Origin of the sequence: Rhodocytophaga aerolata (assembly GCF_030503435.1) — a bacterium.
GTDB classification, from domain to species: Bacteria; Bacteroidota; Bacteroidia; order Cytophagales; family 172606-1; genus Rhodocytophaga; species Rhodocytophaga aerolata.
In genome coordinates this window covers 439,289-461,350 of record NZ_JAUKPO010000003.1, presented here as the reverse complement: position 1 = coordinate 461,350, position 22,062 = coordinate 439,289, and the positions used below count along the sequence as shown (strand labels likewise).

Here is a 22,062-nt window from a genome sequence, read left to right as displayed (position 1 = left end):
CAAGTCCGGTTTTGGAGGACCAGCTCAAGAGGTGACTCTTGAGCTGAGTCTAACTGGCGTCTATAAAAAATAAGAAAATGATTGATAAGGAGGTTATAATCAAAGATTTTGTATCAAACTTTGTACTTAAAGAAAGAAGGGAAAGAAGCTATCTTGCACTGAGTACTCCTAAAAGACGTGCCTCGTTTATTGATAGATTTAATCATAAATGGGATACGGTAGTCAATATGCATTATCTGCAAAAAATAAACAAAGATTTTGATTCCCCTACTAAGATTCAACAAATGCTAGGGTTCATAGACAATGATTTATGTTATGTAATTTCTTGTTATGATGAATTTGACGATCATATACTTCCATTCAAAGATGTATTCAGCAACATTTATAGCAGGGGTTTTGCCACAATAATCATCAATACAACGGCAACTATATTCTATCTTGAAACGGAACAAGTACAAGGACCTGCAAATAGATTCATTGGAAAAAGAACAAATAAATAAAAACCTACAGCCACTAACTCCCTGCAAATGATAACCTTGGCATATCGACGCCTTACCTCAGCACAAGCCAACGGTATTCAGTTGCAGTTGATCCGTGTAGCTAGCTAAAAAGATAAAAGCATGAAATGAAAGCAGTCAAAGGAGAATTTGAGAACTTATATTTCCACGACTCCCCCGTGAAAGATACTCTCATCAGTGCTGATAAGATCACCTTTGAATTAGGTTTTGCCCATATTAATAGTGACCATAATCAGAATGCATGCGGAAAAGTAATATGTGCTAAAGAATGTCAGTTACGCTTCTTAGGGGTAGAAGCATTAATTGTACAGGTGTATCAAGATGAAAAGAAGGAATGGGCAGTGCTAAAGACACCTCAACAAAATGATTTCCTTCAGGATATTGTAGAGACAGCTATAACGGAAGAAGGATGTTATCAGCTTTCGGGAATGAATAAGAACTCCCAGTGGAGTGAATGGCAGATTAAAGCTGAAAACGTCACATTAACATGGGAAGTGGAAGGAGAATCTTGGCTAACAAAACAATAAAAAGGAAAGCCAGCCAGACACACCCTTGAAACGATAACTACGCTACCAAATCACAAAGCCCTCCTAGGAAGTCATAAAATAAATCTACTTTTAAAACCAATGGTTACTTCCTGTATCGATAGCGTATATTTCTTTATATGGGCGGATAAACGCAATAGCTTGTAGAAGTTGCGTTTATCCACTTGTTAGGCACAAGTAAGAATGAAAAATCTATTATTAATTGTTTTATTGTTGATTACTTCCTGTCAAAAGAATTCTCTTACAAGAAGAGAAGAAAGAAGTTTAGGCATTATACAAGATGCCTTACAAACCTATACGTTTCTTTTGCCCAAGCTTGAAGTGAAAGACTCTCTTCTCATCAAATCTTATAATGAAGAGGGACTTAAATTAGCACAGTTAGTTCATCAGACAGATACTATCAAAAGATATAATTATGTGCTAACACAAATAAAACAGCAGCCTGATTATGCAAACATTATTTGTAGTGATTTAGCAGAAATTATTTTAAGTGGCCGCAACAATGCCAAAAACTTTACAGGAGAATTAACTAAATTATCACAGCAGCACCCCAACTCAGGCTTTGTCTATTATTTACAAGCACTCATTTTGCGAAAGGAAAAACAATACGCACAAGCGGTAAACCAAGTGGACAAAGCCATTAGCCATGATAAATATGTCGGTGAGTACTATGAGACAAAAGGAAGAATGTTGGAAAAGCTGGGACAGCCTATGCAAGCTATTCAAAGCTATGATTCGGCAGGGCAATATATGAGTGCGCAACACAACTTATTGTATCGTAAAGCTATTGCCTATGATCAGTTGGATATGCATCAACAAGCTATCCAGAATATGACTCAGCTAATTGATTTGATGGAAGAGCCCCACAGGGAGGATACGGAGAACAAAGAAGAAAGTCAAAGTGATCGGCAGTTTGGAATTAATCAAAGACAGATCGCAAAGTTCAACAGAGAGTTTGACATAAATTTTGCAAAAATCCTTTATTATAACACAAGAGGTGATTTTTATTTCAAAAACCATGATACAGATAAAGCCTGTAAAGATTGGTTGAAGGCACGTCAACTATCAGGAAATGTCACATCAGAATATATTGAAAAATATTGTACAGGAAAGGAATAAAACCTGTGCCTAACACCAAACCTACGACAACCCGCTTTGCCCCACCACATAGCTCCACCGCAGCAGGACGGGTTTGCGAAGGTTTTTGTACCATTAGACACAAGTAAAAGAAGTGACAATAAATTAAATAGCTATGGGATTAGATTTAAGCCATGTCGTTCCCACTCTTAAAACTTCGGAGACAGAGATACTAGACTATTTTACTTTGGAAGAATTGAGTATATATCCAGAATATTTACAGCAATATAAACATCTCTTGATGGAAAAAGAGTATGATGATTTTGGAAAGCATCAGGTTATCTACTTGAAAGAAATCGGTTATCAACGGAAGGGCATGAAAAGAAAGTTTTATGAAGACTTTCAAAATGATAAGCTTTACTTAGACTTGAGCAGTGTAAAAAAGGCATACCAATATCTGGAAGGGGATCATATCACTCCCTTGAAGGAATTACAGAGGAGTTTCCAGCAGAATTTTATTGACAACTTTATTGAAGGGAAAAGTATATTTTGGGCAAACTGGTAAAAGCCTGATGTTAACACCCTACACAAACGACCAGCCCACTGCTAACCCGCATAGTTCAACCTAGAATTTTAGCTGTTGTGTGCTGTTGGGTAATTAGGAATATCAAAAATGAAAGAGTTTAAACTATATAAATCCCCTTTAAAAGCATTCAAGCTCATTTTGCTGTGTTCTATTTTCGTTTTTGGAGGGATTTGGCTTATTACTTCTACTGATGCTCCTGCCTGGGTAGGATGGTTAAATATTGGTTTTTTTGGGCTAGGGTATCCAGCAGGGTTGTACCAGTTGCTAGACCGAAGACCACAAATTATCATCAATACTATTGGCATTTTTGACCGTACCACGCATAAGGATTTTATTAACTGGGAAATCATTCAGGATGCTTATTTAACGAACGTGCATAAGCAGAAATTTATCTGTCTAGTAGTCGATGAACGATTTGAGCCATCCCGAAATAAGAGTAAACTGTATAAAGGGTTGAAAAATATCAGTAAAGGAATGGGATTCCAGGAGTTGAATATATCGCTTGGGCAAGTAAAAGTGGATGAAGTAAAGTTAATGGAGTTCATACTTGTTTGGTTAAGGCTGATAAACCAAAAAGAGAAGAACTATTAAAAGCATTGCCTAACCGACATTCAAGCATTTAATATGTATTGACAAGCCTAGAAGCACAGCAACAGAAATTAATGAATAAAATTATACTCTTATTACTTGTTGGATTATTAGTAGGTTCATGCCAGGAAAAACAGCCAGTAGTTGACTACGTTGGCACTAAACAAAAGCTAAATTTGAATGATAAAGATGTAGGGGGTAATTCGATAGAGGAGATAAAACTTGTACCTCATATTCCTGACAGTATAATCTTAGGTAGACAAGCCGTTTTCAAGCTAACTACCTCAAATAGCAAGCATAAAATTGTACAAGCTTATTTTGATTGTCTGATAGATACAAGTTCATACATTGATACGGTTTCTTACAACGTAGAGTATTGTAATAAAGAATTAGCCCTTATCAATGACACGGTTGTTATTGCCCTTAAACCACAAAAAACAGGTGATTTTGTATTTCCTCACACTATCCTAGCCATATCAAAAGGCAATGATGGTATTTTTAGATTCCATACTGGCACCTTCGGGTATAAAGTAATAGATAAATAATAAAGAAAAGTGATAACATCGTCTAATGCAGTAACTAGGCTGCTTAGAACATAGCTCCAGCAGGAGGCTATGATAAGACGGAGGTGCTTAATCCATTGTGTGACACTAAAAGAAATGAGAAGCGAACAGGACTGTAAGGTCCAAGAACGATATTTATTTACAGAAGCCATATTCTCTGCAGAAGCAATGGCGATTTGGCAAGGAGAATGTAACAGTAGATTTCAGAACAAGGAAAAGAATGCGGCATATTACCGATTTATCAATTGGGTAAAAGCCCACAATGAAATAGCCTTGTTTACCATGTATGCCTATGCGGATTTTACCATTCCTAAAAAATTTGATAGCGTTTTTGATTTAGATAACCCCTCTGATTTTACCATTACTCCTTTTAGCTTAACCCAATCCATTTATGAGGGGTGGTACCCAGTAGAATACGTAGAGCACGGACATAAACATTTGTGCATATTTGAATTTGAGAAGCAAATACCGCAGCTTATCCAAAGGATGCATGTCACAAAGGGGAAATTCTATGATGTTCCCCCTCAAAGCTTAAGAATAGGGCTTTGTCATTCCACTGACTTTGCTATAATCAGAAATCGAATTGAATACCAATTGAGCCTTAAACAGGAGTACGGGCAGGATTGGTGGAAATTTGATAAAGATGAATAAAACGGCGAACACATAATACCAGCTCCATCCCCAACCAGCCCTCCGATGAGCTGAACTACAGCATAAGAGCATGGCTTCGAATGCTGTTGGCTTATAAGTGGTCAGAAAAAATGAATGTACAATACAGAATTGTAAATCTTTGTCTGACACTTGTTACCTTATTCTGTACCATGATTTATTTGGGAGGGCTCCACTTTAGAAGCCGCACGATAAAACCAAAACAGCAGAGTGAATCCAGCTATCAAGAGCAAAAAGGGATTCAGAAGTAATTCTTCCAGGCTAGTAATATGAATTAATCTATGTTGAGCACTATAATTAAGTACTACAATCGCACCATTATATAAAGCGTGACTGATTACACTCCACCATAAGCTACTTGTAGAATAGAATAATGCTCCAAAGAAAACACCTGCTAGTAGCCTAGGTAAGAATCCTGAAAATTGGAAATGCAAAAAGCTAAAAATGAAGGCAGTGATGAAAATAGCAATCCAGGGATTAGCCAACCACTTTACAAACAGAGGTTGCATAGTGGCTCTGAAAAACACTTCTTCACAAAAAGCAGGGACTACAGCGAAAAGGAAAAGGTTTAGCAATAGCTGATCAATCTTATCCATTACTAAGTATTGCTTTAGCTTGGCTATTGACTTATCCTCAGTTTCCTTCATCCAATCTAGCAAGGGAATCTGCGCATTCACTTTTGCTAACCAATTCATTAGAATGATACAACAAGCTGTTAAAAGCAGGGTAGTAAGGAAAGTACGGCTACTTCCAAGAGTATTGAGCTTCCAATAGGCTTGTAGCGGAACAGGGCTGAATAATCGGAAAGCGATGAGGGCAGGAATTAAAAAATTAAGGATTGAAAGCGCACTCAACGATAACTTAGCTAGTTGACTAGGAACAGAAGGGAGTAGAGTGCTACTCAGTAAAGAGCCTAGTACATTAGCGAAAAAATAAAAGCTAAATAAGAAGTAAAGCTGTCTTTTAGCGGATATAGCTACCATCTTACTTGTAGGCAATGTTATTAGTGATTCCTAAACATAGCTAATTAATAACAGGGGAGCGAATAGCTAATTCTCTTTTTGAAAAATTTGCTCCCTTATATGGAATTGCTAGAGCGTATGCATCCTGATAGCTAGATAGGCAACCAATGGAGTTTACTTATTTTCTGGTTTGATGAATTAAACCCTGGATATAGTAAACAGACCTATTCCATTATATCACTCCATTTATCTAGTCATATGCAATCTAAATTCATCCGTATCCTGATCATCATTAATGGCATTATCATTCCAATTATTGCTTTAACCTTACTATATAAATTAGCAGAAGATTATTTTGAGAACGCTGACTTTAGCCCTGAAGGGGTATTAGTTGGAGAAAAGCTGGAAGGAGCCCTCACAAGAAACGTTGCCTTACAAGGATTAGCGTATGATGCTCCGATGAGTATATACAATTCTACCAATCTATACATGCCTTTATCAGTCTTATCGTATGAAGAAGAAAAGCTATTAAAAGAGAAGGATGAACATGCACTTGCCTCATACAGAGATGCTTCATTTGGTATTGATAGCTACTATCCAATGAATGCTGCCTACAATTCTTATGAGAACTACTTTAACATCCTTTTCATGGACAAAGACTATAAAGTCATTGGCAAACTACTGGATCGGAAAGGAGCTATATCAAACATAGAGATACCTAACAGATATTCAGAAGAAAAAGAGATAGACACCACCGTTAAAAATATAGCCTACTACATTGCTTTTGAAGATTCTAATAAAGATGGCTTATTGGATGGAAAAGATGATCACGATTTATACATCTCAGACTTAGCTGGAAAGAATCTCACTCAGGTCACAAGCAATATAGCTATAGAAAGCTGGCACTTTCAGAAGGATCATACCCAGATTGTGATCGTCTATAAGGCTAGAAACAATGAAGAGAAAGAGGAACATAAACGGAAGAAATTCGCTCTCTATGATATTGCCACTAAAAAGCTCATGGAGTTAAATGATATACACTCAAACCTAGATGCTATAGAAAAACAGCTTACTCATCAGTAAACATATGAGATTCATCAAAAATATTTGGCTTCTAGTTTTTGCTACCCTTCTATTGTATGCATGTCCGCAGTCCCTCACACCGCAGATGAAGGCGGAAATGCAGATTATGTATTACCTGAGAAATATTCATACTGATTCATTGTACCGTCCTGGAGATTTTTCGCAAATGAGCGAAGTAACACTAGGGAAAGAAGATTCTCCTATGGTAGATGGAGCAAAATATAAGATTTTGCATAGCTATAATGTAGATGGTGAAGCACGCAAAAAAGAGCACAGGGCAATATTTTACATTGCCCCAGATTACAAGGTGGTACATGTTATAGATGTAGAATAATAGCTTTTATATAAACAATTACTTGATGATAGCTAGGGCGTATTAATGGTTGAAAGAGCTTGATTGGAATGCTAGCTCAAAGAACATACTCTGCTATACCTATGAACAGAATTACGGCTACTACCTTCGGATTTGCCTTGGCTGGCTATTATTTTGCCTTCGAATTAATAGTTACCAGACCTGATATATGGCAAGCATCCGTTATCATGCTGGTAATAGGTATCGTTTTTACGCTTACTTTTCTATAATTGTATAAAAAAGCTAAGATTAGGTCCTAATCCAATTCTATGGATAGTGAAATTGTCTTGCATCACTATTTCAACTACCATTTAAGGGAAAAGGCTATTCTTCTTCAAGGATGGCAAAATACCTTTTTTTGACCTTTGTCCATTCATCACCGCTCTCTAGATGGATGTCAACTAATGTTTTTAGTTCTCGATCATCCATGAGCTGTCCTAATTGCCGCTGTATGTCAAGTGCCACCAAGAGCAGCTTTGCTCTGTCTAAATCAGCCAGCAAATCTTTAGCTACCACTAATTTGGGTAGCATACTGGCAGCCATCGAAGGGTCTTCCTTGGAGTATAGCAAATCATAGAGCACCGTGAATTTCTTTGCAAATTCTTCCTGTTGCAACGTGCGAAAGAAATGGCTGGTATCTGCTTTCACTGGTGTTCCAATAAAAAGAGTATTTCCACCTGTATCAGTCAATGTAAACCTGCGGTCATTACTTAAATCACGTACTTTTGAAATTCTTGGTATGCCAGAGCGGAGAATCTTACCCGTATGTTTCTTTAACCCACTTGTAAAAGCATGATAAACAGCATCTACATCTTCCACTTTTAGAAAGCACATGGTAGGATTTTGGGTAGGAATCATTCTTTTGTTTCCATAAAAATGCAATTCAATGCTTCCACTTTGTATGGCTGCATAGGGATTGGGTGAGGTATAAACCTCTAGAAGTTCAAATCCCAATTGCTGATAAAAAACAACTTGCCCTTTTATATCTGGGCATGGCAGAATGGGAATAACTTTGTCCATGGAATGGAATAGTATGCTCTCTGTTACTTCACCAACGTTTTGGGTTTGGGTCATAGTAGTTTAATTTTATGGTGAATGATTGTAAAGGTGCATTAGCATTGGCTCTTTGGTTTTTGCAAAGTATTAGCTTGTGTAGCTCCTAATTTTGACAACAAGTGTATACACAATATAGTGCATATCACCACTAGTAGAGAAATATACGCTATAAAAAAATTAGCAAGTCATTCACAGATGTATTTACTTGTGGATAGTTCTAGACTTTATTAATCTTATAGGCGTAATCATTTATGGAATAAAGCCCATACAAGAATAATGACGGAAAAACAGATTCAGAAAGTAAGGGACACGATCAAAAAGCATAAAGCTGCGCTCTCGCTTGAAAAGCGCAAGTTTGGAGGCTATGATGATAGTTATGGGCGCAGATATGTCATTGCCGAATTGTATCTGAAAATAGCTGATTATAAGGGAGCCGCTACTTACTTTAGATGGTTTGAAAAGAATTTTCCAGATGATATAGGCTATCCTTTATTTTATCTAGCTTGGGCAGTTACTCTGTTTGAAAGGGGTAAGCTAGAAGAGGCAAAGATTAAAACCATACAAACCAACTTTTTAAATACCTACTTGTTTGATGTGATTCTAAGTAATGAAACCCATCCGATAGATAAATCAGAAACGATTGGGTTTGAATCTTTGTCCTATGCTATAGAAATAAAGCAGGACTGTGATAAAGTTGTATCCAAGGACTATCTCAACTGGTTGGCAGAGTTTATTCAAACTGAGTTTTATTTATCAACGATGAACAGATTTATATCTCTCAGAAAACTACTCCAGGATGAAAACGATATTGTACAGCGTAGAAAACTGATTGATGAGGAGAATAAACTGGAAGCAAGCATCAAAAGTACCATTACTTAATTGAATGGAGTAACTTCCAGTTTAATTTTTCTTCGGAAAACACCCTGGGTAAGAAAAAAAGTAGAGGACCTCTACCAGGAAAACATCGGTAGATCAATCTAATGTCTTCATAAATTACAACTTACATCTAGGCAGATAATTCATATTAATAGCTGAATCTACAGATAATATGAATCCTAAATTGCTTGCCTTGTTTGGCTTTTCCATTGCCATGTTCTTTTTTGGTATCGAAGCCCTTTCTGATGGCTTGCTTAAAGTAGCAGCCATTGAGTTCGCTATAGCAATTATTACCCTATTACTCTTTTTCTATCTCAAAAGTGCATCTAGGAAGAAAATTGTATAAGTCATATACCGACCATAGTTATTCAACCAATGGAAAAAGAAAATATATTCGAAGAAGTACCCCTGGAATCCAGGGATATAAACGAGCTTAAAAGCCATCTACAGATTTACCTGCTGGTACTTGGAATTATTGGAGCCCTCATATCAGGATTAATTGCTTTGCTAGCTCCGATTTTACCTGAAAGAAACGGGGAATCGCATATCCCAGAAACTGGGGCTGCTTATATAGAGGAAGTTTTCTATATCTTTTTAGCTGGCATGGCTGTTTTTGTTCTGTTAGCTATATGGATCGGTAGTGGTGTAATGATAGACATATACCAAAATCGTAAGCTCAAAAGCCGAACATTTATTACTAAAAAGTATGTCCACAAAGGTACCAACTACTTTGAATTTGGCACTCAGCCTGTAAAAAAGCTCCCCATAAAACAGCAGCTTTTTGAATCTTTTTCGCAGGGGGATAAAGTAGTCATTGAGTATACTAGGTTCAATGAGCATATTCTCAAATTAGAAAAGATAGATAGCAGTAATTCGGATTAGATGCTCTAGATACCCATACCTAAAAGTAAAGCATATGAAATTGCTCTCCAATACATTCATGCTAATTGCACTAACCCTGCTCTTGTACGCATGTCCGCAGTCCCTCACTCCGCAGATGAAGGCAGAAATGCAGATTATGTACTACTTGCGAAATATTCATACTAATTCATTATATCGTCCAGGAGATTTTTCTCAGATGAATGAAGTTATACCTGGAAAAATAGACTATCCTGTGGTAGAAGGAGCAAAGTACATGATATTCCATAGCTATACTATAGATGGAGAAATACGTAAAGTAAAGCGTAGTGAGAGGTTTTATGTTTCTCAAGATTATAAGGTGGTAGATATTGAACAGATAGAGGAATAGAATAAATAGAAGATAATCCGTAATTGTATACATATTTCCTATTCATCAAAACAAACCATGAGAAGCGAATTAGTTATTACCAAAAAGGATTATACAAGGTTTTACCTCTATCAGTATTACCATAGCCCAAATCTGCTAACTAGAATCTTGCGCTATATTTGTGGACCTGTATTGGTTGCTATGGGCATCCATTTGCTGAGTTATCCCCAGAAGTTTGGGATAGCCTATGGAGGATTCTGTATCGGATATGGTATCTACTATACGGCAAAGCCATTTTTATTTCTACTCTTTAAGAAGTTTACTCCACAGAGTGGCTTTCTAGAGGTAAAAGATACACACCTGCTATTTGAATCCAAAGAGGGAAAATCCCTGGTTGACCTCACTAAAGTAAAGAGCTATAAAACTACAAGCTTCTTTGTGATCAAATTAGAAAATAATCACTCTGTAATCATTCCAAAAGAAAAGCTAAGTCTAGAAGTAAAGGAAGAACTGGAAAGGAAAATACAAGCAGGTATATAAGATTTTCATCCCATGGCTGTCAACCAATATCTTCCAGGCAGAATATTATACTAATATGTGACCGAGTTAGCTATGATAAATAAAGTCTTAACCAATCCCAAAGGCGGACAAAGATGGGTAGTGGCTGACATACATGGCTGCTTCAAGACCTTTCGAGCCATTGTGGAGAAGAGAATGGTGCTTACCAAACAAGACCAGTTATTTTTACTAGGCGATTATATCAATCGAGGCAAAGACAGCGCAAAAGTAATAGAGTATATCCTGCATCTAATTGAGCAGCGGTATCAAGTATTTCCCCTCAGAGGCAACCATGAACAGAAACTATTAAATGCTTGGCAGGAGTATTCTAGATTGAAGTATAAGGCTGATACCATTGCTTTTTCTTCCAGGCTCACAGGTGCCTTTGACCTGCTAGATGAAAAAGGGGAGCTACTAGAAAAGTATGTGCAGTTTTTAGAATACTTACCCTATTACTATGAACTAGATAGATTTTACCTGGTACATGGTGGTTTTAATTTCAACGCTCAAAATCCCTTTACAGACTATGAAAGTATGCTGCTGATAAAAAAATTTCATCAGAATCCCACTAGTAAGATCATCATTCATGGACATCAGATAAAAAGGCTAGAAGAAATTAGATGGAAGGTAGAAAGGAGAAGAACTATTATTCCCTTAGATAATGGCTGTTATAAAAGGTTATCTTTCAGAAATGTGTTACGGAATGCATTGCTTAGAAGAAAAATAGGCAATCTGTGTGGGTTAAATCTAGATACTTTTGAGTTAATTGTGCAAAAAAATATAGATTGATCAAATGACCATTTTAAAATCTGCTTAGAATGAAAGAAACCAATACTACTTGGAAAGCTAATCTGTATAATGACAAGCATGCGTTTGTGTATCAATATGGAGAGGGTTTAATTGACTTATTAACACCTAAAGAGGGCGAACGGATTTTAGATGTTGGCTGCGGTTCAGGACAATTAACAGCCAAAATTAGTGAGTTAGGAGCAACCGTTATCGGTATTGACTCTTCCAGAGAAATGATTGCTGATGCCAAGCAAAAGTATACCCACATTGAATTTTTAGTGATGGATGCAGTAGATTTTCATTTTAATGAGCCATTTGATGCCATTTTATCAAATGCTGTCTTGCATTGGGTGCTCGAAAAAGAAGAAGCTATCAAAAGTATGTATAGGAGCTTAAAAGCAGGTGGTAGACTCGTAGCTGAGTTTGGCGGTAAGGGAAATGTTCAAACGATTGTTAATCAACTCAGGCTATCACTTGCCAAAAGAGGTTATGAAGAAAATGCTAACCTAGCGCTTTGGTATTTCCCCTCTGTTGGTGAATATACTAGCCTTTTGGAAAAACATGGGTTTAGAGTCACTTTGGCTCAACACTATGACAGACCTACCGAATTAGCCGATTGTGAGAGTGGCATCAAAGACTGGCTGGAAATGTTTGGGAATGCTTTTTTCAACGATGTACCTCCAGCAGCCAAAGAAGCAATTAAATCGGAAGTGCAACAATCCATTAAGGGGAAGCTTTATTCTAACGGAAAGTGGTATGCCGATTATAAAAGAATCAGAGTGGTAGCTATCAAAGAATGAAATTTCCCTTTTAATCTATCAGCTTTACTCTACGCATACTTAAGATTACTAGTAATCTCTATAGCTACATTATTTTCAACTCATACGCTTAGATGAATGAGCAGTGCTTAAAGGAGTAAAGACGCACTTGATGTAAAGTAAAAAATTCCCAAAATTTTTCTGATGGGGGTCAACTATTTGACAGGGGGTAGGTCAATTCTTAAAATCAAAAATACCTAGAACAGGTAAAATGCTCCCCCTACGCTCTTTTTGCCCAGCCAACCTACTATGGGGCGAGGGGGATACGGGGAGGGGGTAGTCCCAGGGGGAGCAGGGGAAGATGGGATAAAATAAAGCTTTGCACCATATATAATTCAACATGAGCGTATCAAAAACGTAAAAGACTTCGTCTGCTTTGCACTCCAATAAATGAAGATTAAACCTGTAAAGGCATTAGGGCTACTTCTCGTATTTGTATTGTTAACGATCATAACCCAAGTAGGGGGCATTCTCTTTTTATTCTGGCTACCCATAGGAATACTTATCAATAGAAAACTTAAAGACAGTCTACAGAGAAAAATAGCAAAACCATTAAGTTTTATAGGTCTATATGCAGTGGCCACCTTTACAATCATTCCCCTGCTTGCTAAGCCTTTTGGACGTGTACCCATGCCTATAGGTAGCACAAGCCACATACAACCACTCACTGTGTGGACTTGTCTGCTTAATCGCCACTACGTCAGACCTACTTTAAAAAAAACAATAGAAAAAGTAGCTGGGCAAATGAATACGGCTTTTCCTGGTACACAGATCGCCTACCTGGATGCTAATTTTCCGTTCATGAATGGATTTCCTTTGATTCCGCATTTGAGCCACAATGATGGAAAGAAGCTCGATATTGCTTTCTTCTACAAACGAGCTTCTACAGACGAACGGCTAAACGGTCTTGCACCCTCTTGGATGGGGTATGGGGTCCATGAAGGTCCATTAAAGGGTGAAGTTAATATGCCGAATGAATGTGCCAATAAAGGGAACTGGCAATATGGCTTTATGGAAAGAATAATACCTCAGTATAAAAAGGAAGTGATGCCATTTGATGGGGAGAGGACAAGAGCAATAATTAGTTTACTTGTAGCGCAACCTGCAGTGAGCAAAATATTTATTGAACCTCATTTGAAGGTGAGGCTGAGATTAAACTCTCAAAAGATTCGTTTCCATGGATGTCAGGCCGTAAGGCATGACGATCATATACACGTTCAAATCAGGTAACTTCTGTGTTTTGGCTTTTCTTGAACAATAGCTGGCTCCCAAATCTTCAATAAAAATTCATCTCTAACAACTATTTATATAAAACCTTCAGCCAATTCTATGCTGAAATAAAAAGGTATTTTATATGGAAACAATAGGCAACTATATCACCGATGACAATGGGCATCTACATAAGCTAAAGGCGTATGATGCAAGGCATGAAGTATATATAATAATAGAGGAGATTGACCAAGATCAAACAAGAGCGGTAATGGGGTATGACGCAAGAAAAAAGAATTTCGTACTAATTTCTGATAACGTAGAATTAGGGACAGTTCAACGGATAGAAGAGTTTGAGCCTTGGGATCCCTTAATTTATCAAGATTGGAAATGTATGTCATAGTACAGGTAAGAATATCCTTCTACAATAATTGCAACCAGCATTAATATATATCTATTCCATTACAGAAACATTTGGTGTAAAGAAACCCTAGCGTTATATTAAGTTGGTTGAATTTAGCAGTTGTAGACAAGTATAACTTAGGTAGTTTCTATATGCTTAATAGCATCATATAGAAGCTACCTAAGTTATATTTTTTATGGGCAAACTATTTTGCTAAAAACAGGAGTTCCCCCATTACTCACAGTCATTTTCCAGCAGCTCCCATCTGGAGACTTCATTATTACTCCTTTTGTAGCATCCTCTAGATAGACATCCCCACTTGCTATGTGGATAGCAGCTTTGGGATCAGTGCTTCCCAATCCAATTCTTGTTGACCGCATATTGATAGAGATATTATTAGTTGTATTATAAAAGTATCTGATATATCCTTCAAAGCCTGGAAAAGCTTCATAAGTATGAAAGGTTAAGTGTGCCCCATTAAATAACAATTCGTCTGAACCTATTGTATTCTTAATAAATCTACCCATCAGTCCCTTTGCTTGTTTTTCTGCTTCAGTTTGACCAGAGATGGGGAATGTATCCCCAAAGAAAATATATTTATCTTGCCCTCCCGTAAGTAATATATTTCCATTGTTTAGATGTAGCTTGGTAACAGGCTGGGACGTACCTAATCCCACTTTACCATCTGTAGTCAGAAAGAATGGTTGTGTATTAAGGGTTTGATTCTCTATGGCAAAGTGAGTATTATCTAAGGAAGCTAATCTCCATCTTGTTTTCCCCGCATAATCCAGATCAATTCTGGGTTTATATCCTGTGATGCGTAACTGAGCATAGGAGGAAGCAGTATTCGTAGAATTTACTTGTAAAGTAGCATTTAGTGGAGAAGTTGTTCCAATGGCGATATTACCTCTATTGTAATATACATTACTTCCATTAGTTGCCCAAGGCAATCCTGAATATAGAGCGTAGGGCACGGATAGCAATTGCTGGGTTCCCATGAGTAGGAAGTTTATATTGTCAGTGCTTAGTTCAACTTTTGCAAATTTCTTTCCAGTGGCCCATGTAATAGAGGAAAACTGGCCTGTTTGGACAGTACCTGCACCGATGCCTAAACTAAAAAGACCCATAGAATTAGTAGTTACTTGATGCTTCTCCTTATACTCAACGATGCCAGTAGGGGAATCTTTGAGTATGCTTATGTATAGATATACGACTTTATTTGAAATAGGACTGCCTTGCGTATTCCTCGCAACTCCTTGATAATTGATCATCTGAGGGGTTTGTGCATGGGTACTGTATACAGTAATAAAGAGGGCTATGAGTAGAAATATTGTTTTCATATAGGAGAAGTTGTAAAGAAGGAAAAAGTTATTGAATCTTAATTATGCGAAAGCTATTTTTAGTGGTCTTACTTACAATAGAAAGCAGATAGATGCCAGCAGATAAGTCTTTAATATCAACTTCTACCTTGCCTTGTACTAAGAAAGATTTGACAAGTTCTCCAGATAGATGCGTGATGGTAACAGCATGCTGCTCTTCTGGGTTAGTTGAGATAGTAAGTATATCTTGTGTTGGGTTAGGAAAAACAGATACCTCAAAATCGGAAATATCCTCACCTGCCTGACGGGCGATTGGCGAGACAACTATACTGGCTTGTTGGAATCCATTTGTTAGAATACGTGTGGAGGTAATTCCAGTGAAAGTTATGGTTTCACCAATTGTCCAGGAAAGATGTACGTTCCCACTTGCTGAACTGTTGCCTGCACTAGCAATAACAGTTTGACCTCTTACCATTTGTGCTAAGCACAAAAAGGCAAGGATTGATACTAATTTAAACATAGGATTTAAGGAAAATAGATGTAGGGGTAAAAATGTAATTATTCTCTATATAATTTCTGACCATTCGATAGAAGCAAAAGCATTCTTTGCTTTTAATCAAGGATAATTTGAAGACAGGCTTCTGCTATTCCTTTACCTTAATAAATGAACACTCACTAAGTTTAAGCAAATACCAATCTTACTATACAAGTTGTTAGCTTGTTATAGTAAGATTATGAGTGCCAAACAATCCACATAAGGATGAAATTATTCATCCTTATGTGGATTGTTAGATTAAACCTTATTTATTTGTTTTTAATCACTTTAATTACTTTACTCTGCCCTTCTTCTGTGTGAAGTCTTAGCAAATGAACACCTGCCTTGACTTTGAAAGCTGAAAGATTTATTTCAAGATTCTCTTGTTGCTCAAGAATTTGATGCTCTTTTTGATAGTATTGCTTGCCTACTATATCTGTTAGCGTTACAATAATTTTTCCATGTAATCCATCTAAAGCTATAGTGAGTTTGTCTTCAAAAGGATTGGGATAGACAGTAAGCATAGTCGACTCTAATATACCTGACTCAGCACTTTCTAGTCTTGCAGTCTTAGTCACAGGAGAAAGCACAGAACCAGGAATAACGGTAATTGTAGCATTGCCTGGGGTAGTCCATGCCACCGCTAAATTATCCCCACCCGCTCCTTCTTTGTGTAAAGCTTCTATATAATATTTCTTTCCTGCTTGTAAAGAAATAGCCACAGATTTTTGACTTGCAAATTTTGTCCATTGCCTGGATGTGGTATAGCCTGTAACCGAAGCTATCTTCTGTTTGCTAGCAGGGTTATCACTTGTGCTTAACCATAGCTCTGAATGATCATCGGAGGCTATATAGAAAGTATAGCTGCCTGTTGCAGAGGCACAAATATACCCTCTGATCCGTTGTCCGTAATTGTCTGCTACATTGGTTGGAGCTTCAAAAGTAGAAAGCTGAGAAGAAGTTGTAGGAGTTGCGGTAACAGGAATGGATGAGACAGTTGTGCCTGTGATATTTGCCCAATACTCTCTTAAGATAGTTCCTGTTGCGCTACAAGCAGTAGGTGTTGTGGAGTTGACTATAATATTTAGAGCAGCTTCCGCAGATGTAGCATTTCCATTATCTGTTGCCCTAGCTGTCAGCAGATAGGTACCTGCTCCTACACCACTCCAAGTAAAGCTATAAGGTGCTGTCAGATCTTCTCCTAGTTTGGTACCATTACTAAAGAACTCAACTTTGCTTACTGTGCCATCTGTATCAGAAGCATTGGCATTGATGGTGATACTAGCAGGAGCAATGAAAGTAGCTCCATTAGTAGGTGAAGTAATACTAGCTATTGGTCTTTGATTAGTAGGTGAAGATGTAGAAAAAGGAGACAAAACAGCACTAGGGATAACGGCAATGGTCGAGTTAACAGGTGTCTGCCAGGCCACAGCTAGATTATCCCCACCTGCTGCTTCTTTGTGTAAAGCTTCGATATAATATTTTTTTCCTGTTTCCAGGTAAATACTTAAAGATTTCTGGCTTGCAAATTTTGTCCACTGCCTGCTGCTAGTCCAGCCAGTAACCGAAGCTATTTTCTGCTTGCTAGCAGGGTTATCACTTGAACTCAGCCACAGCTCGCTGTAATCGTCAGAGGCAATATAAAAGGTGTAGCTGCCTGTAGCAGGTGGACAAATATAGCCTCTAATCCGCTGTCCATAATTATCCCCTACGTTGGAAGGTGCTTCAAAAGAAGAAAGCTGAGTAGAACTTGTAGGTGTGCTGCTTAAAGGAATAGTAGGGATAGCTGTGCCAGTCACATTAGCCCAGTACTCCCTTAGGATCGTACCTGTAGCCGAACAAGTAGGTGATGTAGGGGTAATACTAACAGAAACATTAGAAAAGGTAGCTGTATTGAGCTGGGTGTTATTCTGAGAGGTCAGCGCCATGCCAACATAAATATTGCTACCCATGTTGATAGTAATAGAGCCTATTACTATCCAGTTTACTCCATCTGATGAATAAGAAGAAGTGAAACTGTTGCCACTTCTTGACAGCTTAAGCCACCTGGGAGCGCTGCCTGTCACAGACTTGTATCCTGGTGTGCCTACTCCTTGCCGATACATGAAGTTGGTGTTGGTAGGATTCACTGCTGCTGCTACAAATGAAGAGCTTGCTGTTAAATCTTCCCTGATCATTACTCCTGCTAAAGCATTCGCATTGGTATTGCCCATGCTCTCTACCTTAGCTACAATGGTAGCATTACCTGTGAAAGGCTGATACACATAATGAAATGCATCAGGAGCTCTGTAAAAATCAAAACCTCCACTCTTAAGGGTAAATGTACCATTGCTATAACTAGCATTTCCTACCAGGGCTACAGCGCCAATATCCCCATTTTTCCATGGGGAAGGTAACGAAGGTGACGTGCTTTGATTAAGTTTTATAGTAGCATAATCAGTGGATGTACTAACATAATCTATTTTACTATTGCCTGTCACATACACATTGCCATTACCATTTAAGGCTATTGCTGTAGCCTGATCATTACTATTTGCTCCGCTCTGGTATTTTTGTAGCCAGAGTTGGGTGCCATCACTTTTGTATTTGATAACTACGTATTGTGCCCGATTTGAAAGATTATCACTCCCAGCAATAAGTACATTGCAGTTTTCATCAACTGCTATTGCCACTTTTTCATGTACGCCAGGATAAGACCCGTCACCATAACTTTTTATCCATTGCAAGGTACCTGAAGTAGTATATTTAAGAGTTCGATAGACAATCCCTTGATTGCTATTTCGCGTGATACCTGTTACATACACGCCGCCACATTTATCTAAAGCAACACCCTTTGCTTGATCGTAGCTACTACTATTGTAACGTTTTACCCACTCTTGATTGCCAATGCTAGTATATTTTACTAAAGCAAAATCCTGTCCTGTTCCGCTCCCCTCACTGCTTCCTAGTACATATAAACTCCCATTACTATCTATAGCCATAGCTGTGGCCTGGTCAGCTCCATTCCCAGGTCCATTATATGTTTTTAGCCAAATTTGAGTGCCATTAGGATCATACTTAACAGTGACAAAGTCAAGATTGTGACCTGTGCCAGTTACATATACATTTCCGCTTCCATCGGTTGTTATAGCCGTAGGTTGATTGGCATTTACTCTCCTCACCCATTGCTCAGTGCCTTCAGTACTATATTTTATAGTAGCATACACATTTAGGTTTGAGCTGGTAAAATCATAATAATAACTGCTACCTGTCACATACACGTTTCCACGACTATCAACTGTGAGGGCAGTAGCTTTATCGTCAAAGCTGCTTTCTCCATCATAGTATTTTTCCCAAAGCTGCGTACCATCAGAACTATATTTAACAGTAGCGTAGTTAGAGGTAGGGGTATAATTATAATCACATTCTCCATACTGCATTTCACAGAAATAACTATAGCCCGTTACATATACGTTTCCACTAGCATCAACAGCAATAGCAGTTGCATACTCATCTTTATTAGTTTGACCATTAAACCTCCTCACCCAAAGCAAATCACCATTCGCACTATACTTGACTGTAGCAAAGTCTTGATTTGTTACTTTACTGACACTATTGCCCGTTACATACACATTTCCATTAGCATCTACTGTCATAGCAGTAGCTTTGTCCTCACCATTTTCATCAAGTGAAATACTACTTGGCTTTATCTCCCACTGTTTATTCCCTGTAACATTATACTTGACTGTAGGATACTCTGTAGAAGTACTGTTGCTAACAGTTCCCATAACATATACATGTCCGTTCCCATCTACACCTAAGGCCTTAGGCTTATCGTCGCCATTGAAACTAGAATTACTGTGCCTTTGTACCCACTGCTCGGCGCCTGCACTCGTATATTTAATACTAACCCAATCATTCAAGCTACTGCCTCCATAGCTAGTGCCATTGATATAAACATTACCTAACACATCTACTACTAGTGCAGTAGCTAGATCATCTCCATTTTCTTTGTGATTATATCTACTTACCCACAGCTGAGTTCCATTAGAGCTATACTTGACTGTAGCAAAATCTTTAGAAGTCCCATTCCCTAAACTGCTGCCAGTGACGTATACATTCCCACTGCCATCCAAGGCTATGGCTGTAGCCTGATCATCTCCATTTGCTGTGTGGTTGTACGGTCTTGCCCACTGTTCAACTCCAGTACTCGTATACTTCATCGTGATATAGTTATTAGAGGAGAGACTATCATAGCGGCTTCCAGTTACATACACATTCCCTGCTCCATCAACGGCAATGTCAGTTGCTTTCGCTAAGGGATTAGGAATAGATCCCCCATATGGTTTAGACCACCCTTCTGTACCGTCAAAAGTTATCTTTCTAGTTATATAATAAGTGCCATATTCGGGATGGAACTCCATACATAGTACATAGGCATGGCCATTACCATCCACAGCAATAGAGGAAGATTCAGGTGAAGAATAGATACCAGTTCCATCATGGTTCATGCCCCACGCCTGACCAGCAGGGCCGTATTTAAGAGTTACATAATGATTTGCACCATACTTATAAACAAAGTAACCTGTTATATACACATTTCCAGTGGTATCTACAGCAATATCACTAACCTCTCCCCACTCGCCTGATGAATGATGCTTTACCCATTGCTCCTTTCCATCAGACGTATACATAACCGTATTAAAATCAACTTGAGAAAAGGGAGGGCTATATAAGTTATATTGGCTTCTTCCTGTAACATATACATTACCCTTTGTATCGACTGCTATAGCACTTGCTACATCAGAAGTGTTACCTGAACCATCAAAGCGCCTAACCCACGCTTGGCTACCATCAGCATTATATTTAACGGTTATGTAATCAGAATCGAAAGCTGTACTACTGCCAGTGACATATACATTTCCTTGTGCATCTACCGCCATGTCCGCAATAGCGGTACTTTCATAGGATAGTGTGTGGGAGTATCGCTTAGCCCATTCTTGTGTAACTTGACCATTGGCAGAAATAAATGCAAGAAAGAATAGAATAACAGTAATTGTTAAATCGATAATTTTCTGTTTAAAAAAAGGCAGGTTAATGAGATTTGAGCTTGTAAGTTTGAACTGTAGATGAAATAAAGGTTTCTGCATAAAAGATTTAATTATAGGTAAATTTACTCCTTTTTATGTACAATTTATACAGCGCATGATATTTAATGTGCTTCCTCAATCAGGCTTAAAGGGCCTCATAGTAGATACACAGCAAATTCTTATGGTTCTAAAGCTGGGAGAACTTAGATAGTAAGAAGTATAAAAAAAGCTGAGCAGGTATAAGTAGTAAGCAAATGTATGTATATGGAGCATACCTGGCAATACCTGATTATGGGTATTTTATGTAAAAATACTTTTGAAATTAGCTATTCTAGTTTAGTGAATTACCGTATATAATTCAATCTCAGCTTGAGAAAGGTAGTAACCCAAATTGTTAGTTCATATAAACATATGCAGCATTCAATTTTGAAAAATAACTACCTGAAAATTTATTTGCATTTTTATATAACAGGTATGATCAAATTGTGGAATAGCTAAATGTTGAAAAAGAATAACACTAAATCCCAAACTTTAAAATTGTATAAACCAAAATCAATTCTTATTTTGTAATAACCATGAAGAAGGTCCAAGTAAGAGGCAGGGTTTAATTTGAATGAGTTTAAAAGATTTAGGTTACTTACCCTATTACATGCCCCAACAATAAAAAGCCGTCTAATTATTAAAATTAGACGGCTTCTAGTACCAGGGGCGGGAATCGAACCCGCACGAGCTTTTGGCTCACAAGATTTTAAGTCTTGCGTGTCTACCTGTTCCACCACCCCGGCATCTACTGAGAGGTATCAGTATTTTCCAACAATAAAGCACCGTTGCCGGTGCTTTAGTAAGTAAGTGAGCGAAAGACGGGGTTCGAACCCGCGACCTCGACCTTGGCAAGGTCGCGCTCTACCAGCTGAGCTACTTTCGCCTGTAATCTGTGGATCAGATTGTGAGTGCAAATGTACGAACTGAATTCAAAAATGCAAAAGCAATCTTCTAAAAATTAATTCAAATTCATTTTTTTTAAAAGACTGCTTTTTACAGGTTATTTGTTGTTCTGGCTTTTTTGCTGAGGCCCGTTATTCGGATTATTATAATCTGTTTCTATCTTCTTAATATCACTTCTATCTCTTGTGGTACCTCTCTGGCCAGAGTCCCCGCTATCAGAGACCTGCTTTTTTGTTGGATCATTCGTTGGAATTTCTTTCTTTTTTTTCATAGCTGTAAAATTTATCGTAAAAAATCTAAGTCAAGCCTGATAA

At 37.9% G+C, this 22,062-nt stretch carries 26 protein-coding genes and 2 tRNA genes; 20 read left to right on the top strand and 8 right to left on the bottom strand.

All coding sequences use genetic code 11. From position 1 onward, the window contains the following. Positions 1-77 precede the first annotated feature (77 nt). The 7 genes from Q0590_RS08780 (at position 78) to Q0590_RS08750 (ending at position 4,528) form a co-directional block, all read left to right on the top strand. Entirely contained in the window at positions 78-500 is a 423-nt protein-coding gene (locus Q0590_RS08780; protein ID WP_302037137.1) for a hypothetical protein, read from the top strand. A gap of 125 nt (positions 501-625) precedes the next feature. After that, on the top strand, positions 626-1,045 hold the full coding sequence (locus tag Q0590_RS08775; RefSeq protein ID WP_302037136.1) for a hypothetical protein: 420 nt from the start codon (positions 626-628) through the stop codon (positions 1,043-1,045). A 201-nt stretch (positions 1,046-1,246) separates the two neighbouring features. Continuing rightward, entirely contained in the window at positions 1,247-2,182 is a 936-nt protein-coding gene (locus tag Q0590_RS08770; protein WP_302037135.1) for a tetratricopeptide repeat protein, read from the top strand. Positions 2,183-2,315: 133 nt separating this feature from the next. After that, positions 2,316-2,705, top strand: a complete 390-nt coding sequence (locus Q0590_RS08765) for a hypothetical protein (RefSeq protein WP_302037134.1) — start codon at positions 2,316-2,318, stop codon at positions 2,703-2,705. 108 nt (positions 2,706-2,813) lie between these two features. Beyond that, complete coding sequence (locus tag Q0590_RS08760; protein ID WP_302037133.1) at positions 2,814-3,317, top strand: STM3941 family protein; 504 nt, start codon at positions 2,814-2,816, stop codon at positions 3,315-3,317. 71 nt (positions 3,318-3,388) lie between these two features. Next, entirely contained in the window at positions 3,389-3,859 is a 471-nt protein-coding gene (locus Q0590_RS08755) for a hypothetical protein (RefSeq protein ID WP_302037132.1), read from the top strand. Positions 3,860-3,958: 99 nt separating this feature from the next. Next, positions 3,959-4,528 (top strand): hypothetical protein, encoded by a 570-nt coding sequence (locus Q0590_RS08750; protein ID WP_302037131.1) that lies wholly within the window; start codon positions 3,959-3,961, stop codon positions 4,526-4,528. A gap of 158 nt (positions 4,529-4,686) precedes the next feature. On the opposite strand, the gene Q0590_RS08745 is transcribed toward Q0590_RS08750, so the two are convergent. Beyond that, complete coding sequence (locus Q0590_RS08745) at positions 4,687-5,529, bottom strand: CPBP family intramembrane glutamic endopeptidase (RefSeq protein WP_302037130.1); 843 nt, start codon at positions 5,527-5,529, stop codon at positions 4,687-4,689. A gap of 237 nt (positions 5,530-5,766) precedes the next feature. On the opposite strand from Q0590_RS08745, the gene Q0590_RS08740 reads away from it, so the two are divergent. From Q0590_RS08740 to Q0590_RS08730, 3 genes are all read left to right on the top strand, one after another. Continuing rightward, on the top strand, positions 5,767-6,591 hold the full coding sequence (locus Q0590_RS08740; protein ID WP_302037129.1) for a hypothetical protein: 825 nt from the start codon (positions 5,767-5,769) through the stop codon (positions 6,589-6,591). 4 nt (positions 6,592-6,595) lie between these two features. Continuing rightward, on the top strand, positions 6,596-6,925 hold the full coding sequence (locus tag Q0590_RS08735; protein WP_302037128.1) for a hypothetical protein: 330 nt from the start codon (positions 6,596-6,598) through the stop codon (positions 6,923-6,925). A 101-nt stretch (positions 6,926-7,026) separates the two neighbouring features. Continuing rightward, complete coding sequence (locus Q0590_RS08730) at positions 7,027-7,173, top strand: hypothetical protein (protein ID WP_302037127.1); 147 nt, start codon at positions 7,027-7,029, stop codon at positions 7,171-7,173. 94 nt (positions 7,174-7,267) lie between these two features. On the opposite strand, the gene Q0590_RS08725 is transcribed toward Q0590_RS08730, so the two are convergent. Beyond that, on the bottom strand, positions 7,268-8,017 hold the full coding sequence (locus Q0590_RS08725) for a DUF8817 family protein (RefSeq protein ID WP_302037126.1): 750 nt from the start codon (positions 8,015-8,017) through the stop codon (positions 7,268-7,270). A gap of 258 nt (positions 8,018-8,275) precedes the next feature. Here Q0590_RS08725 and Q0590_RS08720 point away from each other — a divergent pair, with 258 nt between their 5' ends. The 10 genes from Q0590_RS08720 (at position 8,276) to Q0590_RS08675 (ending at position 13,880) form a co-directional block, all read left to right on the top strand. Further along, positions 8,276-8,878 (top strand): tetratricopeptide repeat protein, encoded by a 603-nt coding sequence (locus Q0590_RS08720; RefSeq protein WP_302037125.1) that lies wholly within the window; start codon positions 8,276-8,278, stop codon positions 8,876-8,878. Next, positions 8,879-8,980, top strand: coding sequence for a VF530 family DNA-binding protein (locus Q0590_RS08715; protein WP_302037124.1), 102 nt, complete (start codon positions 8,879-8,881; stop codon positions 8,978-8,980). 67 nt (positions 8,981-9,047) lie between these two features. After that, on the top strand, positions 9,048-9,221 hold the full coding sequence (locus tag Q0590_RS08710; RefSeq protein ID WP_302037123.1) for a hypothetical protein: 174 nt from the start codon (positions 9,048-9,050) through the stop codon (positions 9,219-9,221). Positions 9,222-9,250: 29 nt separating this feature from the next. After that, entirely contained in the window at positions 9,251-9,757 is a 507-nt protein-coding gene (locus Q0590_RS08705; RefSeq protein ID WP_302037122.1) for a hypothetical protein, read from the top strand. A 34-nt stretch (positions 9,758-9,791) separates the two neighbouring features. After that, a complete protein-coding gene (locus tag Q0590_RS08700; protein ID WP_302037121.1) occupies positions 9,792-10,124 on the top strand; it encodes a hypothetical protein in 333 nt (110 codons plus the stop codon). A 57-nt stretch (positions 10,125-10,181) separates the two neighbouring features. Next, the gene (locus Q0590_RS08695; protein ID WP_302037120.1) at positions 10,182-10,643 is read left to right on the top strand and encodes a hypothetical protein; all 462 of its coding nucleotides are present in this window, start codon (positions 10,182-10,184) and stop codon (positions 10,641-10,643) included. 72 nt (positions 10,644-10,715) lie between these two features. Continuing rightward, positions 10,716-11,450, top strand: coding sequence for a metallophosphoesterase family protein (locus tag Q0590_RS08690; RefSeq protein WP_302037119.1), 735 nt, complete (start codon positions 10,716-10,718; stop codon positions 11,448-11,450). 29 nt (positions 11,451-11,479) lie between these two features. Continuing rightward, positions 11,480-12,250 carry a class I SAM-dependent methyltransferase gene (locus Q0590_RS08685; protein ID WP_302037118.1) on the top strand — a complete coding sequence of 257 codons (771 nt, stop codon included), beginning with the start codon at positions 11,480-11,482 and terminating at the stop codon, positions 12,248-12,250. A gap of 408 nt (positions 12,251-12,658) precedes the next feature. Then, on the top strand, positions 12,659-13,498 hold the full coding sequence (locus Q0590_RS08680; protein ID WP_302037117.1) for a M74 family metallopeptidase: 840 nt from the start codon (positions 12,659-12,661) through the stop codon (positions 13,496-13,498). Positions 13,499-13,622: 124 nt separating this feature from the next. Next, complete coding sequence (locus Q0590_RS08675) at positions 13,623-13,880, top strand: hypothetical protein (RefSeq protein ID WP_302037116.1); 258 nt, start codon at positions 13,623-13,625, stop codon at positions 13,878-13,880. Positions 13,881-14,074: 194 nt separating this feature from the next. On the opposite strand, the gene Q0590_RS08670 is transcribed toward Q0590_RS08675, so the two are convergent. From Q0590_RS08670 to Q0590_RS08645, 6 genes are all read right to left on the bottom strand, one after another. Further along, positions 14,075-15,151 carry a DUF8740 domain-containing protein gene (locus Q0590_RS08670; RefSeq protein WP_302037115.1) on the bottom strand — a complete coding sequence of 359 codons (1,077 nt, stop codon included), beginning with the start codon at positions 15,149-15,151 and terminating at the stop codon, positions 14,075-14,077. A 97-nt stretch (positions 15,152-15,248) separates the two neighbouring features. After that, the gene (locus tag Q0590_RS08665) at positions 15,249-15,719 is read right to left on the bottom strand and encodes a T9SS type A sorting domain-containing protein (protein ID WP_302037114.1); all 471 of its coding nucleotides are present in this window, start codon (positions 15,717-15,719) and stop codon (positions 15,249-15,251) included. Positions 15,720-16,003: 284 nt separating this feature from the next. After that, on the bottom strand, positions 16,004-20,863 hold the full coding sequence (locus Q0590_RS08660; protein WP_302037113.1) for an SBBP repeat-containing protein: 4,860 nt from the start codon (positions 20,861-20,863) through the stop codon (positions 16,004-16,006). Between the two features lie 640 nt (positions 20,864-21,503). Beyond that, positions 21,504-21,588: transfer RNA gene (locus Q0590_RS08655), tRNA-Leu, on the bottom strand. A 67-nt stretch (positions 21,589-21,655) separates the two neighbouring features. Continuing rightward, positions 21,656-21,728, bottom strand: a tRNA-Gly gene (locus tag Q0590_RS08650). Between the two features lie 117 nt (positions 21,729-21,845). Continuing rightward, the gene (locus tag Q0590_RS08645; protein WP_302037112.1) at positions 21,846-22,019 is read right to left on the bottom strand and encodes a hypothetical protein; all 174 of its coding nucleotides are present in this window, start codon (positions 22,017-22,019) and stop codon (positions 21,846-21,848) included. Positions 22,020-22,062: the final 43 nt, after the last annotated feature.

Excerpts from the sequence above, each read along its gene's own strand:
- Q0590_RS08780 (WP_302037137.1), top strand. The coding sequence starts at position 78 with ATGATTGATAAGGAGGTTATAATCAAAGATTTTGTATCAAACTTTGTA.
- Q0590_RS08775 (WP_302037136.1), top strand. The coding sequence starts at position 626 with ATGAAAGCAGTCAAAGGAGAATTTGAGAACTTATATTTCCACGACTCC.
- Q0590_RS08770 (WP_302037135.1), top strand. The coding sequence starts at position 1,247 with ATGAAAAATCTATTATTAATTGTTTTATTGTTGATTACTTCCTGTCAA.
- Q0590_RS08765 (WP_302037134.1), top strand. The coding sequence starts at position 2,316 with ATGGGATTAGATTTAAGCCATGTCGTTCCCACTCTTAAAACTTCGGAG.
- Q0590_RS08760 (WP_302037133.1), top strand. The coding sequence starts at position 2,814 with ATGAAAGAGTTTAAACTATATAAATCCCCTTTAAAAGCATTCAAGCTC.
- Q0590_RS08755 (WP_302037132.1), top strand. The coding sequence starts at position 3,389 with ATGAATAAAATTATACTCTTATTACTTGTTGGATTATTAGTAGGTTCA.
- Q0590_RS08745 (WP_302037130.1), bottom strand. The coding sequence starts at position 5,529 with ATGGTAGCTATATCCGCTAAAAGACAGCTTTACTTCTTATTTAGCTTT.
- Q0590_RS08740 (WP_302037129.1), top strand. The coding sequence starts at position 5,767 with ATGCAATCTAAATTCATCCGTATCCTGATCATCATTAATGGCATTATC.
- Q0590_RS08735 (WP_302037128.1), top strand. The coding sequence starts at position 6,596 with ATGAGATTCATCAAAAATATTTGGCTTCTAGTTTTTGCTACCCTTCTA.
- Q0590_RS08730 (WP_302037127.1), top strand. The coding sequence starts at position 7,027 with ATGAACAGAATTACGGCTACTACCTTCGGATTTGCCTTGGCTGGCTAT.
- Q0590_RS08725 (WP_302037126.1), bottom strand. The coding sequence starts at position 8,017 with ATGACCCAAACCCAAAACGTTGGTGAAGTAACAGAGAGCATACTATTC.
- Q0590_RS08720 (WP_302037125.1), top strand. The coding sequence starts at position 8,276 with ATGACGGAAAAACAGATTCAGAAAGTAAGGGACACGATCAAAAAGCAT.
- Q0590_RS08710 (WP_302037123.1), top strand. The coding sequence starts at position 9,048 with ATGAATCCTAAATTGCTTGCCTTGTTTGGCTTTTCCATTGCCATGTTC.
- Q0590_RS08705 (WP_302037122.1), top strand. The coding sequence starts at position 9,251 with ATGGAAAAAGAAAATATATTCGAAGAAGTACCCCTGGAATCCAGGGAT.
- Q0590_RS08700 (WP_302037121.1), top strand. The coding sequence starts at position 9,792 with ATGAAATTGCTCTCCAATACATTCATGCTAATTGCACTAACCCTGCTC.
- Q0590_RS08695 (WP_302037120.1), top strand. The coding sequence starts at position 10,182 with ATGAGAAGCGAATTAGTTATTACCAAAAAGGATTATACAAGGTTTTAC.
- Q0590_RS08690 (WP_302037119.1), top strand. The coding sequence starts at position 10,716 with ATGATAAATAAAGTCTTAACCAATCCCAAAGGCGGACAAAGATGGGTA.
- Q0590_RS08685 (WP_302037118.1), top strand. The coding sequence starts at position 11,480 with ATGAAAGAAACCAATACTACTTGGAAAGCTAATCTGTATAATGACAAG.
- Q0590_RS08680 (WP_302037117.1), top strand. The coding sequence starts at position 12,659 with ATGAAGATTAAACCTGTAAAGGCATTAGGGCTACTTCTCGTATTTGTA.
- Q0590_RS08675 (WP_302037116.1), top strand. The coding sequence starts at position 13,623 with ATGGAAACAATAGGCAACTATATCACCGATGACAATGGGCATCTACAT.
- Q0590_RS08670 (WP_302037115.1), bottom strand. The coding sequence starts at position 15,151 with ATGATCAATTATCAAGGAGTTGCGAGGAATACGCAAGGCAGTCCTATT.
- Q0590_RS08665 (WP_302037114.1), bottom strand. The coding sequence starts at position 15,719 with ATGTTTAAATTAGTATCAATCCTTGCCTTTTTGTGCTTAGCACAAATG.
- Q0590_RS08660 (WP_302037113.1), bottom strand. The coding sequence starts at position 20,863 with ATGCAGAAACCTTTATTTCATCTACAGTTCAAACTTACAAGCTCAAAT.
- Q0590_RS08645 (WP_302037112.1), bottom strand. The coding sequence starts at position 22,019 with ATGAAAAAAAAGAAAGAAATTCCAACGAATGATCCAACAAAAAAGCAG.